Source organism: Brumimicrobium oceani, from assembly GCF_003143775.1.
Lineage (GTDB): Bacteria > Bacteroidota > Bacteroidia > Flavobacteriales_D > Crocinitomicaceae > Brumimicrobium > Brumimicrobium oceani.
In genome coordinates this window covers 38,459-54,221 of the sequence record NZ_QFRJ01000004.1, presented here as the reverse complement: position 1 = coordinate 54,221, position 15,763 = coordinate 38,459, and the positions used below count along the sequence as shown (strand labels likewise).

Sequence of the window (15,763 nt, the reverse complement as noted above, 5' to 3'; positions counted from 1 at the left end):
AACCTAAAATCGAACTCCCTCTCTGCTAGATAATTCCTATTTTAAGCTAACAAACAAAACAAACAATTATGAGTAAGAGAATTTCAGACAAAATGGAGAAAATATTAAACAAGCAAATGACCATGGAGGCTTATCAATCTCAAGTGTATTTATCGTATGGTTCTTGGGCGGAGGTTAATGGATACCCAGGAATAGCTTCGTTTTTATACGGACACATGCAGGAAGAGCGTGAACACATGTTTAAAATTTTGAAATACATCAATGAAAGAGGAGGGGCAACAAAAATTGAAGCAATTAATGAGCCTCCAGCAAATCCAAAAGATCTAGGTGACTGTTTTCAAAAGATATTACAACATGAAATTGATAATTCGAAAGAGATTGACAAAATTGTAAATTTAGCGCACGAGGAAAAAGATTGGTCAACGTTTAGCTTTGGTCAGTGGTTTGTTCAAGAACAAATAGAGGAAGAAGCGTTGATTAATGATGTTATCGACAAATATAATTTAGCTGCTGGCGATGGAAAAGGAGGGAACTCTAATCTTTATGATATGGATAAAGATTTAGCTTCCGCATCTCAAGAAGGTGATATGCCAAGAGAAGAAACGATTTAGGGTCAGAGTTACATTTATTTACCTTGAAATACACAAGCCCAATGGTTTGTGTATTTTTACTTAAAAACCCAGCATAATTTGTTAAAGAAGGTGTTTTTGTAATTCGAACTCATCTAAAATTAAAAATCCCCACTAATGCTAGCGGGGATTTCTTGAATTCTATAAAAACGAACACTACATAATAGCGTCTAATTTACCTTTCAATTGCTCTTTAGGAACAGCTCCTATTGATTTGTCAGCTACCTCACCATTTTTGATAAACAAAACGGTTGGGATGTTACGTACACCAAATTTCGCTGAAACACCAGGGTTTGAATCAACATCAACTTTTCCAATAATTGCTTTTCCTTCGTATTCTCCGTGCATTTCGTCGATGATTGGCCCGATTAATCTACATGGTCCACACCATTCTGCCCAAAAATCAATCAAAACTGGTTTGTCTGATTTCATTACCACTTCATCAAAATTTGCATCTGTTATTTCTACTGCCATAATCTTATTATTTATTAATTTATGTTCTTTTTATTTATTCAGTTGATAAATATAAACCTTCATGACCGATTTATCAAACTTTCTGCCAAGTCTAAATTAAAGACAAATTGGCATATCATCATGAAGTCAAGCCATACTATCTGTCTATAAGTCCCATTTTACGCAATAAAAAGCTCGCATTCATGTTTTTTGCAACCCCGTCACGAATACAATAATCAAAGGATATTTCATCTCCATTAATCTCGGTATCAAAATATTTATTGACCACACTTTTATAAACATTGGCCAATTGAGTGAGTGACAAATCGTGGGTGGCAATAATACCCCGAGCTTCTAATTGATTCAATTTTTGTAAGAATTTCGCAGAACCTTCTTCCTTGTCTTTAGAATTTGTTCCTTTTAAAATTTCATCCAAAATAATAAATACATTTTCTCCTCTTTCAATGGCGTCAACAATAAAACGCAAACGCAATAATTCAGCATGGAAATAGGAAGTTTCATCTTTTAAATCATCACTCGTTCGCATGCTGGAATAGAGCTTCATGTTAGGAAATTCAAATTTTTCTGCCATGACATGAAATCCTGCTCGGGCTAACATTAAATTCACTCCAATACTTCTCAAGAAAGTACTTTTTCCTGCCATATTGGGACCTGTCACTATTGCGAATTGCTCAATAGAAGAAAGTTGGAAATCATTAGTCACTAATTTCTGTAAGGGAATAATAGGATGCCCCAGTTTAATCAATTCTATTGGTCCATCTTTTTGATTGCTCAATGTTGGAACTGTGGTGTGCTTCTCAAAATTGTATCTGAAATTCGCCCCACTAATTAAAGCTTCCATTTCATAAACGATTTCCTCCCATCTTTCTACTTTTGCAGAATAAAGGGCGCTCCATTTCTCCATATTAATCAACAAACGGAAATCCCATGCGAAGAAGAAATTTAAGAAAACTGCTACAAGAATATTATTTCTGAATTCGGCTTGTTTTACTAATTTCGAAAGTTCGGTTAATCCTTGTTTTCCATTGTTTTCGGATTCAAACAATTCCTTGTGAAACTCTGTCATCAATTCCGATGAAAAACTTTCTTGTTCCATTCTCATCAGTTGATTTTGCATGGCGGAAACCCTGAATCCAATTTTAGATAATGATTGATGTAAACGATTTGTAGTTTTTAAGGATTGACGAACAGGAATAAAAATAATAATTGCTACAACTACAAAATGAATTCCACCGATAAAATCGAAATAATAGGCAGCAAAAGCTAGGAAAGCAATTATTGGAGAGAGAATTCGCAGAGCTTTCATCCAAGATTTTGCAGGATATTCCTCTTTCGATAAATCAGAAATACTCACTTCTGTAGCTTCTTTATCTAAACTGCTTCCGTGGGCCAAATAATCCTGATACCACTCTTTTTTGTCTTTTAATTCGTTAATGGCCTCTGCACTTTTTAATGGTGTTTCAACTCCATTTAAAAGACGTTTAACCAAAGCTTCTTCTCCTTTTTTTGTAACCGTTCTGTTGAATAATTGAAAGAAACTTCCCTTTCCAAAAATATCCATGTCATAACTAAAAGGGTGTTGCGGATTCATGTATTCTTCACCATCGTCAAAACTCGAAAAATCATGTTCACTTCCTTTGATTTCGTTTTCATTGATGCGAATAAGCGCTTTTACATAATTTAATTGGTCCTTGTTTTCGGCACTTTTCCTAACGAAAATCAAGAACAAAACTACAGTAGCCAAAATTCCCAGTGCTGAAAATCCACCATAAGGGTAGGTGAAATAAGCCAACACACCGATGGATAGGAATGAAATGAGGCGCACGGCCACCCACATCCGTGATCGTTTGGTGTATTTTTTTAATTCTAAAGCTAATGCTTCTAGTCGCTCTTTATAAAATGTTGTTGAATAATTCTCTTTTGTCATTTCTTTCTTGGCTCTAATTATATCTTTGCGCCCATGAATAAAGGCATTCTGTATATGATTCTTTCTGGACTGTGCTATATAATAGTCAACGTCTTGGTTAAAATTCTTGGCGAAGGTCCAGATCAAGACATCATTTCAGGTTTGCAAAAATACCCAATCCCTGAGATTATCCTATTCAGATCCATCATAACATTTTCTATTTGTTTGGCTGTCATTAGAAGCAAAGGAATTCCGCTTTTAGGAAACAATAAAAAATGGCTAGTTATTCGTGGAGTTACAGGAACAATTGCCTTGACTTTGTACTTCTACACCTTAAACAATTTACCTATTGCCATCGCCGCCACAATTCAGTATTTGAGTCCAATATTCACAGTGATATTGGCTATTTTCATTCTTAAAGAAAAGGTAAAGCCTATACAAGGTTTGTTTTTCCTCATTGCATTTTTAGGAATCGTGTTTATTAGTTTTTCAAAATATTTTAGCGAAGACGACAGCATTTCGAACGTAAACCCATTGTGGATAATTGTTGGAGTAATCTCGGCTGCTTTTGCTGGAATGGCCTATAATGCAATTGCAAAACTGCGACACACTGATGCGCCAATCACTGTTGTTTTCTACTTTCCTTTAATCGCGATTCCTATAATGGCAGTTCTTACCGCTTTTGATTATGTTGTTCCACAAGGAAAAGAATGGGGAATCATTTTGGTGATTGGTGTTTTTACGCACATCGCACAAATTTTCGCCACAAAATCTCTGCATTCTGCAAATACAGCAACGGTTACGCCATTTAAATATCTAGGTTCTATTTACGCATTTGTTTTAGGCTTATTCCTATTCGATGAGATCATTTCCCTTTATGCGATTGCAGGGATGTTGTTGATTATAGCAGGAGTTTTAGGAAATACGATTGTGAGAGGAAGAGTTTTGAGGAAAGAGAAGCTTGGGAAGTAGTTTACTTGTAAGCTATTTAGCATATTTAGGTTACACATTTTTTGAAATAGGTTACAGGTTTCCATATCTGCTAAAACATCTAACTTGAAATCACCATCTCATATATTAGTTTTTTGTAACGTTTTTGTTTGTTTTTGTAACGTTTTGTAGTACATTTTTGTTTCAAGAAAATACAAATGCATTACAAAGATTGTGTGTTCTAAAATTGAATATACCACTCCATTTCCATCCTTTGAGTAAAATTTTAAAGGTCATTCTTAAAATCTTCCAAATTCCTCCTAAATTTACCACCACCAAGAGAAGAAATTGAATTCCCCAAACAAAAATATCCATTATACGAGCTGTCCCGACTGCCAGGGACGAGGTAAGAAACGTCAAAAACTCAGGAAGAAAGTTAAACTTCAATTTCTGAGGGAATTAGAAGAATATGAAAAATCCAATAAACAAGGATTAATTCCTATTCGCCCGAAAGGTCATTTGTCTAGCTGTACAAATTGTAATGGTTCTGGATTGATTTCCTCTGAACAATCACCTCAAGCAGATAAAGAAAATTTCCCACATGTGGCCATAGTTGGCGGTGGAATTGGCGGTGTAGCTTTGGCAGTGGCTTGTTTACACCGTGGAATTCCATTTACGCTTTTTGAGCGAGATAGAGGTTTCGATGTGCGTTCGCAAGGCTACGGATTGACTTTGCAGCAAGCGAGTAAAGCAATTGAGGGTTTTGGGATATTCTCATTAAAAGATAAGGTAATTTCCACCAGACATGTTGTACACACGACTGATGGCAGAGTAATTGGCGAATGGGGTGTGAGGAAATGGATGAATTCCGAAGACAAAACTTCATCGAAAAGAACGAATATGCATATCGCTAGGCAGTCTTTGCGATTGGCCTTACTTGAACAGTTGGGTGGAGAAGATAAAGTAGAATGGAATCATCAATTGGTAGATTTTAAAGAGAGTGAAATGGAAGGAGTAGAATTGAATTTCTTAGTAGAAGGAGAAAAGAAAACTTTTACAACTGATCTTTTAGTTGGAGCAGATGGAATTCGCAGTACTGTACGAAAATTATTGATTGGAGACGAAGTTTCACCTTTGCGATATCTCGATTGCATAGTGATTTTAGGAATTTGTCCTTTGTCTGCCTTAAAAAATGTTGAAAGTCCATTATTGGATTCTGCAACGGTTTTTCAAACGGCTAACGGAAATGAGCGCATTTATATTATGCCTTTCGATGCTGAATCGGTGATGTGGCAGTTGAGTTTCCCCATGTCGGAAGTAGATGCAAAAGAGTTAAGTTTAAAAGGCTCCAAAGCACTTAAAGAAGAAGCAATTCGCAGGACACCTTGGCACAATCCAATTCCGCAAATTTTGGAAGCAACTCAAGAGGCTCAAATTTCTGGTTATCCAGTTTACGACAGAGAATTACTTTCTTCCGATTTATTGAAAAAAGGAAAGCAAATCACATTAATTGGAGACGCAGCACATCCCATGAGTCCTTTCAAAGGTCAAGGAGCAAATCAGGCGCTATTGGATGCTTTAGTTTTGGCGCGAGGAATTTCAAGAGGGTGCAGACCAATGTCTAATTGGCGAGAAAATGGAATTCGGGAAAGTGTTTTAACTGAATTTGAAGCTGAAATGCTAAAACGCAGCGCTAAAAAAGTGAAAGAGTCAGCCGAAGCAGCGCAGTTCTTACATTCTGATGTTGTACTTTACGAAGGAGATGAACCTAGAGGGAAGTGTTTGAAGCGGAATGGTGAAGCTTGATTGTGGAAAATTCAACAAATTAACCAACTGTTTCAATATTCTTTTCGTAGTTTTATATGAGGTTTGTACTTCGATTTCACTTAAAATCAAGCACTACGAAAATTTTTAAAACTAGGATTATGAAGACCAATAAATATTTTACACACATTAGAACCTTACTATTCACTATTTTTATCGGGATAAATTTGTCTTTTCAAGCAAACAATAAAATACCACTAGATTCCTATTTTAACCATCTTTCTGAGGCCAATAAAGAATGGAGGCATCACAAAGAAATTGTCCCAAAAGGCTTAGTTTCATTTGAATCTGATAAAGATAGAATTCAAACGCATCTCAATCTGGTCATTGAACATTTATCAAAAAATTATTCCTCAACTTTTAATTCAGATCAAATTTCAAACAGATTATTCTTGTTGAACAAACTTCAAGAGTATGCTGACAATAAAGTTTTTCCAATCAATAAATATCATCCGATAAGAACACCTTATTTTGTTGATCATTTAGGAACGAACTGTGCTGTCGGACAAATGATTTACGTTTCTGGGAATGAAGAATTAGTTGCCAAAATCAGTAAAGAACATAATTACGACTATATAAAGGACATTCACACAGTGGGAGTTGTGGAATGGGCAAATGAATATGGATTTACACTTGATGAATTAAAATGGATTCAGCCGGCGTATGCGCCAACTCAGACAATGGAACAAATTTTAGGAGGAGCAAATGGGAGGGTAACTAAAATTGAAAAAGACCTGAATGGACGTTTGATTATTGCAGGAGAATTTACGGAGCTAGATGGTTTACCTTGTTTAAATGTAGGTTATTACAGAAATAATCAGCTTTCATGTTATGGCACTGGGATTGAAGGGAAAATCAATGATGTTATGCATAATTCGCAAGATTTATATGTGTTTGGAGAATTATATCACAACGGACAGTTGTATCCTATGGCAATGTTTAATGGAACGAATTGGAGTTTTATGGATATTCCTGAAAGAATTGGTGCTATTGCAACAAGTGCTTTTCGTCGGGGGAGCGATCATAAGATAAAAGTAGCCATTAGTCATCCTTCAATTCCGGAGAATCAAGAGATTTGGCACTACTTGTTTGACAATACTTGGGAGAAGCAAGCAAAGGTAAATGGTGTTATTAACGATATTACCGCAAGTTCATACGGTAGAGTTCATGCAGGACACTTTGATTCAGTTACTATTTATAATTCTAATGCTACAATTGATACAACGATTTCAGTAAATAATGTAGTAATTCACAGTCATCATTCTGATACTTGGTATGGAATTGATGGAGAAGTTAGTGATACTGTAAACACAGTTTTATACGTAGGAAATACCTTGATTTTTGGTGGTACTTGTGGCTACGAATCGGGTGATAACAAGGTTTGTCTTAGCAGATATTATAATTCAATTTTGCAGCCTTTATTTTTAAATAATTTTGGACTAAGGGATCACTCAATAAATTCATTAGCGCATCGTATGGGTAGTGAAATTATACTTGGTGGTGATTTCGATATAGAGTTTATGATGGGGACTTTTGGTTCTAATCTGGCAACTTATGATTTAGTGTATAATTCAGTAAATCCAATTGCGATTTTAGATAAGCCCGTCAATACTGTAACTTTCTCTGGTTATGATCTTTACGTAGGAGGTGATTTCCAAGACAACATGGAGATTCCAATTAATTATCTCGGAAGAATGACAACAAATGTCGGCTTAAACGAAAACAAAGCCGAAATAAACCTCAATGTTTATCCAAATCCTTTTAACTCAATAATTAACTTAGAAGGTATTGAAGATGGAGCAAAATATTCAATTTTATACATCGATGGGCGAATCGCTAAAAGCGGAACAGTGGTAAATCAAAGAATAATTGATTTGGATTTCTTACCGAAAGGAAGTTATTTGCTGCAAATAGAATCTACGAAAGGGAAGGTGGTAAAGAAAATTTTTAAGTAGCATTAGAAATTATTAAAAACTAAAATAAATGAAACAAGAAGAAACAATGGGATTAACAGATAAAAGCTCATTAAAAGCAGACAGAAAAGCTAAGTCAACACGTATTATGAACGCTGTTTTTATTGGTGCAATGATCGGAATTATCATCTTTAGTATTTTTAAAAGCAGCATCGGAATCGTTTCCTTAATACCGTTATTTTTCATTTATAGAGGGTTTAATAATTCCAATAATAAATAGAATATCTATTATTTAATACCAAAACAAAGCAATTATACTTTTGAATTTTGGAACAGTTGCAACTATGAGGTTTACGAAAAACCGATTAGACAGTTGTTGAGTAGTCTGCATGAGCGATGATGTAGTCATGATACGTTTTGATCAATGGTGTTGAGAATAAACGGGACTCCTCAAGCAGAAAAAGGTTTGTCGTGAACCTTTGAATCTTTAAATTCTTTAATCCTCCATTCCTTAAATCTCTAAATTCCAATCCCCTCAAATACTACCTTGAAAAATGACGAAAGTCATACAAATCAATATCGGACTATTTTGACTTTAATACTATCTTTGTATCATAAATGAAAAAACTAATATCCATATCGCTTCTTTTTATCATGTTGAGCTACTCGTTCAATCAGATTGGAATTTTTGCGGAATATATTATGGATATTGAGCAGTTCACGGAATTGTACTGTGAAAACAAAGACAAACCAGAATTGAAATGTAATGGTAAATGTCATTTATCAGACCAGTTGGCAGATAATCAAGAGGAGAAAGAAAGTAAGGAAATTCATGTCTCTCCTGAAATTCTCATGTTTCTTGATGAGGCCATAGTTGAAGTTCAAGAAAAAACAGAATTCCATGTTGAGGAAAATATCTCATATTACTTCAATACGGATTTAACAAAAGGAATTGTTAACCCTATCTTCCAACCACCACAAACAAAAACTGTCTAACTTTTAATCTGTTTATTCCTTTTACGAATATTAAACAGTTTTCTTAGGAATAGATACAGAAATTTAAAATTTAGACTTCCCTCAATTTAAAGGCATTTTTATGAAATAGTTTCTATTTCCCATTTGCCTTACCCCAAGAATTATTTATTAAAAATTCATCGACTCGAAAAAATTATACGGGTTTGATTGAAGCTATATATTATTAAAATTAAAATTAAAAAGATGAAAAAGATATTTTTATTATCGTTAATGAGTGCATTTCTATTTGTTTCATGTGATAAAGAGGACGACAATATGGATGACCCGATTACTGGAGGCACTAGTTCTCAATCACAATATAAACTTATAGATAAAGACACAACCGACAATGATTTAATTGTAGAGTTGTATGCTAAAACGGAGACGATTGAAATGGGATACACGCCTTTATACGTTAAAGTGAAGGATTTGGGCGGTAGTGCTGTTGAAAACGCTATGGTTTCTTTTATGCCAATGATGGACATGGGAACAATGCAACACAGTAGTCCATTAGAACAACCCGTTTTTAATTCTTCTTCAAAATATTATGAAGGAATGGTTGTGTTTACAATGGCTTCTAGCATGGGAGATTGGGAATTGGATGTTATTGCCAATGGAGAAGCTGCTTCTTTTGACATTAACGTGATGATGAACCCAACAGGAACAAAGTACGTGGGCTCTTACAATGGAACGGACGGTGAAAAATACATCGTTACTTTAGTACGACCTTTCGATTGGCAAGTGGGAATGAATGACGTTTCCTTTATGGTACACAAGAAAGAAACCATGATGTCTTTTCCAGCTGTAAATGATTTCACAATTGCGATGGATCCACAAATGACTTCGATGGGACATGGTTCACCAAATAATGTTTCTCCAGTAAGTGTTGGAAATGGATATTACGATGGGAAAGCAAATTTCACAATGACGGGAGACTGGAGATTGAATCTTGACTTAATTAAAGCAGGAGATACAATTGTGAATGCTTACATAGATGTTTTGTTCTAATCATTTAGAAAATAACACAATCATTAAAAGACCCTGTTGATTCAAATGGGGTTTTTTATAAAAAAAATGAAGAGATGAAAAAGTTTATATTATTGAGTCTTTCTTTTATTCTAGGAGGTTTCGTTTTCTCGCAAGAGGACACTTTAAGACCGTCACAGAACTATAAGGAAATTGTCATTCAAGGACAGAAGAATAACAGTAATGAAAAAGCATCTGCTCAATTGCAAGAATCGACTGACAAGTTACTGAGTACAACCCCCGGAATTACGTTAATTAAACGAGGGAATTTTGCTTTAGAACCTACAATTAGAGGTTTAAATGCAGGGCAAATCAATACGACAATTGATGGTATGCAAATGTTTGGAGCTTGTACAGACCGCATGGACCCAATTAGTTCTTATATCGAACCTACCAACTTGGAGAAAATTCAATTGAGTACAACGCCGAATGGAGAGCAAACAGGAAGTGCAATTGGAGGAGGAATTAACTTTGCTTTAATGAAAGCACAATTAGATGCGGCTAAAAAGTTTAGCGGTAAAGTAGGGACGGGTTACCAGACAAATGCAAATAATATTCAAACTTTGGGTACCTTTCAATACAGTACAAAACGTTGGGCATTATTGGTGAATGGAATTTACAGAAAAGCGGATAACTACCATGCGGCAAACCGCAAAGAAATCTTGTTTTCTCAATTTGAAAAATGGAATGCTGGAGCCAATTTAGTGGTGGCATTAAACGATAAAAACCGAATTTCATTAGATTATATTCAAGATGAAGGTTATGATATCGGTTACCCAGCTCTAACTATGGATGTGGGATTTGCTAAAGCTTATATTTCTGCGCTTACACATACTTATGAAAATCGTTCTAGAAAATTGAGAAGCATAGAATCAAAATTCTACTTTAATTTTATAGATCACGCAATGGATGACACCAAACGTCCAGCTGAAATGGTTCCCATGCACATGGATATGCCAGGAACTTCACGTACTTTCGGGATGTATAGCAAAGCAAAATATGTGTTGAATCCAAAACACATTCTCACTTTTCAAGTGAATGCTTTCCAAAATGATTTGCATGCTGAAATGACGATGTATCCAGATATCGGTTCAGAAATGTTTATGCTCACTGTACCAGATGGACAACGAAGAACAGCTGGATTAAATTTGGCTGATACGTGGTTTGTAAATAAAAACCTAAAGCTTTCTTATGGAGCTAGAGGAGAGGTGAACCTTTCTGATATTACAACTAAAATTGGAAGACAAACAATCACAAGTTTTTATGATGGTGAAGCAGCACAAACAAGGTTTTCTGGAAATGTTTTTGCCCAAGCCAATTATAAATTCTCAAAGAAAATTGGAGTTTATGGTGGCTTGACCTATGGACAAAGACCACCTTCTTTACAAGAAATCTATGGATTCTATTTATTCAATAGAGTAGATAATCATGATTATTTAGGAAATCCAGATATTAAAAACGAAGAGTCTTTCAGCGGAAATTTAGGAGTGAATGTCAAGTATGAAAAAATTGCAATTTCACTTGAAGGATTTGCCAATTCATTCACCAATTATATTACTGGTTTAGTCTTGTCAGAATACAGTAACATGACTATTGGAGCTGATGGTGTAAAGCAATTTGATAATATTTCTGATGCTTTGCTAACAGGTGGAGAATTAACTGTGAAATGGAATCCAATCGAAGTGCTATCCATTGAATCTGTAAATAGTTATACTTATGGAATAGATGATGCAGGTGGTTTTTTACCCTATATTCCACCTTTTAAATCAATCAATGCCCTGAAATATTACTATAAGGGATGGAATGTGAAGGTGGAGCATGTAGGAGCGTTTGCTCAAAACAATGTCAGTACTGCAAGATATGGAGAAGGTACTACTCCTGCATTTAATTTGATGAATGTTGCAATTCAAAAGCACATCAAATTGAAAAAAGATAAAGCATTACATACTGAGGTAGGAGTTGAAAACATTTTCGACACGCCTTACTATGAGCACCTGGACGTGTTGAAGATTCAACGTCAAGGAGTAAACTTCGTGGTGCGTACCACGTTTATTTTTTAAATTACAATTGGTTTTTAAAAAAAAGTCCTGAATGAAAATTCAGGACTTTTTTCTTTAAATATAATGCTTTTCTATTTTTCGTGGTATTCTGAGATTTCAGCACATCCAACTCTTTTTCCAGCATCTCCAGAGGGCTGAGAGATAAAATCGTCTCCTCCTTCATGAATGATTACTGAGCGCCCAATGATGTTTTTTGTTTCATCATCGCACCCAATACACCAATCGGCTGTTTCAAAATTCACAGTTGCTGTTCCGTCATCTTTCACTTCAAAATTACCGATATCTCCTTTGTGAAAACCTTCGGCATCTCCCCATTTCCCATGGCGTTCATTCGTCGGATTCCAATGGCCACCAGCAGATTTACCATCGTCTGAAGAACAGTTTGCTGTCTCATGTAAATGAATGGCGTGTGTTCCCGGATTTAATCCCTCAAATTTTGCCTCCATTACAACTTGACCTAACTTCTCTTCAAAAATAATTTCACCCGTTGCATTGCTGCCACTTTTGGCTGTTAATGTTGTTTTTGAAACAATTTTCTTCGCTTCTAAAGGATCTGCTAGTTGTACATTTTTGCTTTCGTTTGATTTTTCAACGGATGAGGTATCCGTTTGATTACCGCCGCCTTCTTCGGCTTGAATGGCATCCTTACAGCTAAAGGCCAATAATCCTACTGCTATTATCGAAAATACGTATATGTTTAAATTTTTCATTGTGATATAAATTTAGTTCCTAATTAGTTCTTTAAATCTATTGAAATGAAATGCTTAAATAAAAAATACGACTACAAATAATGTTAAAGCTCTTCTTCATGCCGTTAAATGACAAACTTGAAGTTACTTCTTATTACAAAACACCTGAGAGTAGATTTGCTAAACTCTTAGCGTTTAAACCTATTTGTTTTCAAGTTAGAACAATGAGCCTGTATTAAGTTTAACAGCACAAAAAAAACATACTAAATTTAACTATCTCTATTTTGTTTCCTCCTTGCCTTTGTAATTTGCTTTTCCTGGGAATTTTTTAGGTTTAGGTTTTCCTAGCATCAATGCCAAGTGAGATTTAAGAATTCTACCCATGTGTTTGTATTTAGAAAAGCGCTTTGTGTTGTGATAAGCATTTAAATCAGCAGCTAGGGAAGCAATTTTTTCAGGAGTTGAAATATCTTGATAAAGCATTGAATCCAGTAAACGATTTAGTCTTGCAAGTGCCAATTTGTATCGTCTTTTCATTAAAGTCCTTTCCTCATATCTGTATTGCTCCACAGTTTCTGGAGTTAATAACTGTATACAGAAATCAATTATTTTGTTGTTCTCCTTGTAGTATTGAGGTTTATAATGGTTTTTCCTGCCTTCATAGGCCGTTTGGTCAAAATCGATTGGTCTTACTCTATATTGTTCTTTGTCAAAATCGGGTGTGATGGCGACAACATAGTTATAGGAACGCATGTCTCCCAATAACATTACAAAGCAACGCTCGTTAAACTTAACAAACTCTTTAGCCATTCCTGTCGGATAAAAGTTAGGTGTGTCCATATAATGGTCCATAAATTGATCCCCAGGTATTCCAGCAATGTGAGCTTCTACAAGTGTATTTCCATCCACCATATAGTCCATCCTGTTCGGTGATAGAATATGTTCCAATTCCAAACCATAAACCCTAGACGCATCAGCTCTCTTGATGTAGAAATAATCGTGGTGATCATTTAATTTATTGACAATCTTGATTCGGAAAGGATTAGAGTTAGCGAATAAGCAGTAATCTATTGCCCCAACGGTCAAATGACTAATGATTTCTGTATCTCCACCTGTTTTTAACTCTGCGTAAATTTCTTTTAATCCATTTAAAATCTCCTCTTGCATACTCATATCGTATATGACACTTTCCCAATAGGTATTCTCTCCATTGGCATCATATACAGGACTACTATCATTCCATCTTAACATATCTTCGTAGGCCAAAGCTATGGAATCTTCTCGACCGTATTTGCGTAAATATTTTCTTAATCCTTGATTAATTGGAAATGGTGGCTTCTTTTTTGAAATGTCCATGAAGGAAAAATATTTGAGAATTAAACTTTCTGTTATTCTCAAATATACATAGAATTTTAGAGCTAAATATTAAAAGTTCTGGCTTATCCTCGGAAATTTTATAAGTATTTATAGCCTATTGGAATCTTTATCGCCAATGTGCTACTTTTTAATTAATACCTATCCGGTATTTTACCAGCAAAAATATCTAATCAAGAATGGGATAAAGTGGTGAACTGACGAGATCCTTTGCAAATGTTTTTTCCTTTTCGTTTATCCCTTAATTTCTACAACTGTCATCCCCATCATCGTTGGGAATTATGATTTTTAAGGATGCAAGAATCTCGGTAAATTAAAGAGTAGACTATTTTCTATTGTAATTTATTAAACTTTGGTAGGCTTCCCGACAAGCATTTATTTTTTAAGTTCCCTTTTCTGACGGGTTAGTATGATTCGCCATTCAAATAAAGTGTCCTAGAGCTAATCAAAAAGAATGACTCTTTATGATTTTGTGGTTTTTTGTTCCTTTAATCCCCAAGAATTAAGTGATTTGGTTATCCAATTAAATTGCAATAAGTAATTTCGCTTAAATCTATTGATCTTTTATTGTGAGAATCTTTGATCATAAAAAGATTAGAAGATGTCCTTCCCTTAAAAAAAACTCAGTTTTTATTTTCCGAAGGATCTGTTTTGATTTATTCCAATTCACAATAAGAACATAGGACGCTGACTATCAACATAAAGTCATGAAGTTGGAAGTAAAGTTAATTGGCTGTTAGAATCTGCGACTAAAAAGGGTAACCCTATTAAGTCATTAACATTCCGCTCCTCTGGTTTTTGTTTGTTGAGCCTTGTTGATCAATGTTTAATGTTGGTTTAGGGGGGAGGAACAACAATTGCGCAGTATGCGTTTAGAACTAAAAAAGGGGATTCCAACTCAATGAAATCCCCTCATCATCAAACAAATAAAGTAGTAGTTAAACCTTATTAAAACACTACTTTAGAAAGATGGACAAGAAATAGTTCTAAAACTAGGCTTCTTCGTTTTACAATTTAGGTCGAATCCTAAAGAAACTTCATGCGAGCCTCCAGTAACGCCATTGTTTAATCTTGATACCGTAACATCATAGCTATATCCTACTTTTATCGTTCCGGTGTTAATTCCTGCAGATAAAATAAATGCATCTCTAGATCTAAACCAAACTCCTGCTGTAAATGCGCCGTATTGTACATAAGTTCCCAACAACATTTCCATAAATCCTTGCTGATATTGGTAAATCATATTGGGCATTATAGAAATATCGGTGTTGTATTGAGATTTTCCACCCAAAGGAAGTTTTGCTCCAGCGTGACCAGTCAAACGAATAGGCATTGGACTATTTCCAACAATTACGGATTCATCTGGCATATTTAAATGATGAGCAGAAACACCAAAGAAAAACTTTTCAGTAAATCCTACCATTCCAGCGGAAACATCAAAGAATCCTCGAGATCCCCCTCTTGGAACATCACCTGTGGCGTAAATGAACCCTCTTCTTGGATCAATCATATCGCCAAAGGTCAATCTGTCCCAGTCCAGAAATTTTTGATTCCAAGTCGCTTTTCCAGCAAACATCATTGTGAATTTACGGTTTACCTTTAAATGGTAATTATAAATTAAACTCAATGTAGTGTGATTGATCGTCCCTTTTCCTTGCTGGTCGTGCGTCATAATAACTCCCAGTCCACCGTTTATTCCTTTAAAATATTGATCGTATGATGCTGAGTATGTTACGTAAGAACCATCAAGTTGTGGCCATTGATTCCTATAGTTGACTGCAAACCTAGGACAACCATGACTTCCGGCAAAAGCAGGATTCAAATAAATGGGATTTGCATAGAACTGCGAAAACTGAGGGTCTTGAGCGTGCACTTCTCCAATTAGGAAAAACATGAATATGATGAGTATTTTTTTCATAATGAA

The 15,763-nt window shown here is 35.2% G+C and carries 13 protein-coding genes; 8 read left to right on the top strand and 5 right to left on the bottom strand.

The window, feature by feature from the left end:
• Positions 1-68 precede the first annotated feature (68 nt).
• Positions 69-611, top strand: a complete 543-nt coding sequence (locus DIT68_RS06740) for a ferritin (protein ID WP_199223390.1) — start codon at positions 69-71, stop codon at positions 609-611.
• 174 nt (positions 612-785) lie between these two features.
• Here the strand turns inward: DIT68_RS06740 and trxA are convergent, their stop codons facing one another.
• On the bottom strand, positions 786-1,103 hold the full coding sequence (gene trxA / locus DIT68_RS06735; RefSeq protein WP_109359063.1) for a thioredoxin: 318 nt from the start codon (positions 1,101-1,103) through the stop codon (positions 786-788).
• A 136-nt stretch (positions 1,104-1,239) separates the two neighbouring features.
• Positions 1,240-3,030 (bottom strand): MutS-related protein, encoded by a 1,791-nt coding sequence (locus DIT68_RS06730; RefSeq protein WP_109359062.1) that lies wholly within the window; start codon positions 3,028-3,030, stop codon positions 1,240-1,242.
• 33 nt (positions 3,031-3,063) lie between these two features.
• Here DIT68_RS06730 and DIT68_RS06725 point away from each other — a divergent pair, with 33 nt between their 5' ends.
• From DIT68_RS06725 to DIT68_RS06695, 7 genes are all read left to right on the top strand, one after another.
• Positions 3,064-3,981, top strand: coding sequence for a DMT family transporter (locus DIT68_RS06725; RefSeq protein WP_109359061.1), 918 nt, complete (start codon positions 3,064-3,066; stop codon positions 3,979-3,981).
• A gap of 306 nt (positions 3,982-4,287) precedes the next feature.
• Positions 4,288-5,745, top strand: a complete 1,458-nt coding sequence (locus DIT68_RS06720) for an FAD-dependent oxidoreductase (protein ID WP_109359060.1) — start codon at positions 4,288-4,290, stop codon at positions 5,743-5,745.
• Positions 5,746-5,864: 119 nt separating this feature from the next.
• The gene (locus tag DIT68_RS06715) at positions 5,865-7,718 is read left to right on the top strand and encodes a T9SS type A sorting domain-containing protein (protein ID WP_158276134.1); all 1,854 of its coding nucleotides are present in this window, start codon (positions 5,865-5,867) and stop codon (positions 7,716-7,718) included.
• Positions 7,719-7,746: 28 nt separating this feature from the next.
• A complete protein-coding gene (locus DIT68_RS06710) occupies positions 7,747-7,956 on the top strand; it encodes an FUSC family protein (protein WP_109359058.1) in 210 nt (69 codons plus the stop codon).
• Between the two features lie 338 nt (positions 7,957-8,294).
• Positions 8,295-8,672, top strand: a complete 378-nt coding sequence (locus DIT68_RS06705; protein WP_146194147.1) for a hypothetical protein — start codon at positions 8,295-8,297, stop codon at positions 8,670-8,672.
• Positions 8,673-8,894: 222 nt separating this feature from the next.
• Positions 8,895-9,698 (top strand): FixH family protein, encoded by an 804-nt coding sequence (locus DIT68_RS06700; protein WP_109359056.1) that lies wholly within the window; start codon positions 8,895-8,897, stop codon positions 9,696-9,698.
• 74 nt (positions 9,699-9,772) lie between these two features.
• Positions 9,773-11,776 (top strand): TonB-dependent receptor plug domain-containing protein, encoded by a 2,004-nt coding sequence (locus DIT68_RS06695; protein ID WP_109359055.1) that lies wholly within the window; start codon positions 9,773-9,775, stop codon positions 11,774-11,776.
• Between the two features lie 71 nt (positions 11,777-11,847).
• On the opposite strand, the gene DIT68_RS06690 is transcribed toward DIT68_RS06695, so the two are convergent.
• The 3 genes from DIT68_RS06690 to DIT68_RS06680 all read right to left on the bottom strand — a co-directional run bounded on the left by DIT68_RS06690 (position 11,848) and on the right by DIT68_RS06680 (position 15,757).
• Entirely contained in the window at positions 11,848-12,486 is a 639-nt protein-coding gene (locus DIT68_RS06690; protein WP_109359054.1) for a superoxide dismutase family protein, read from the bottom strand.
• A gap of 258 nt (positions 12,487-12,744) precedes the next feature.
• Positions 12,745-13,821, bottom strand: coding sequence for a hypothetical protein (locus tag DIT68_RS06685; protein ID WP_109359053.1), 1,077 nt, complete (start codon positions 13,819-13,821; stop codon positions 12,745-12,747).
• 979 nt (positions 13,822-14,800) lie between these two features.
• The gene (locus tag DIT68_RS06680; protein ID WP_109359052.1) at positions 14,801-15,757 is read right to left on the bottom strand and encodes a PorP/SprF family type IX secretion system membrane protein; all 957 of its coding nucleotides are present in this window, start codon (positions 15,755-15,757) and stop codon (positions 14,801-14,803) included.
• Between the last annotated feature and the right edge of the window lie 6 nt (positions 15,758-15,763).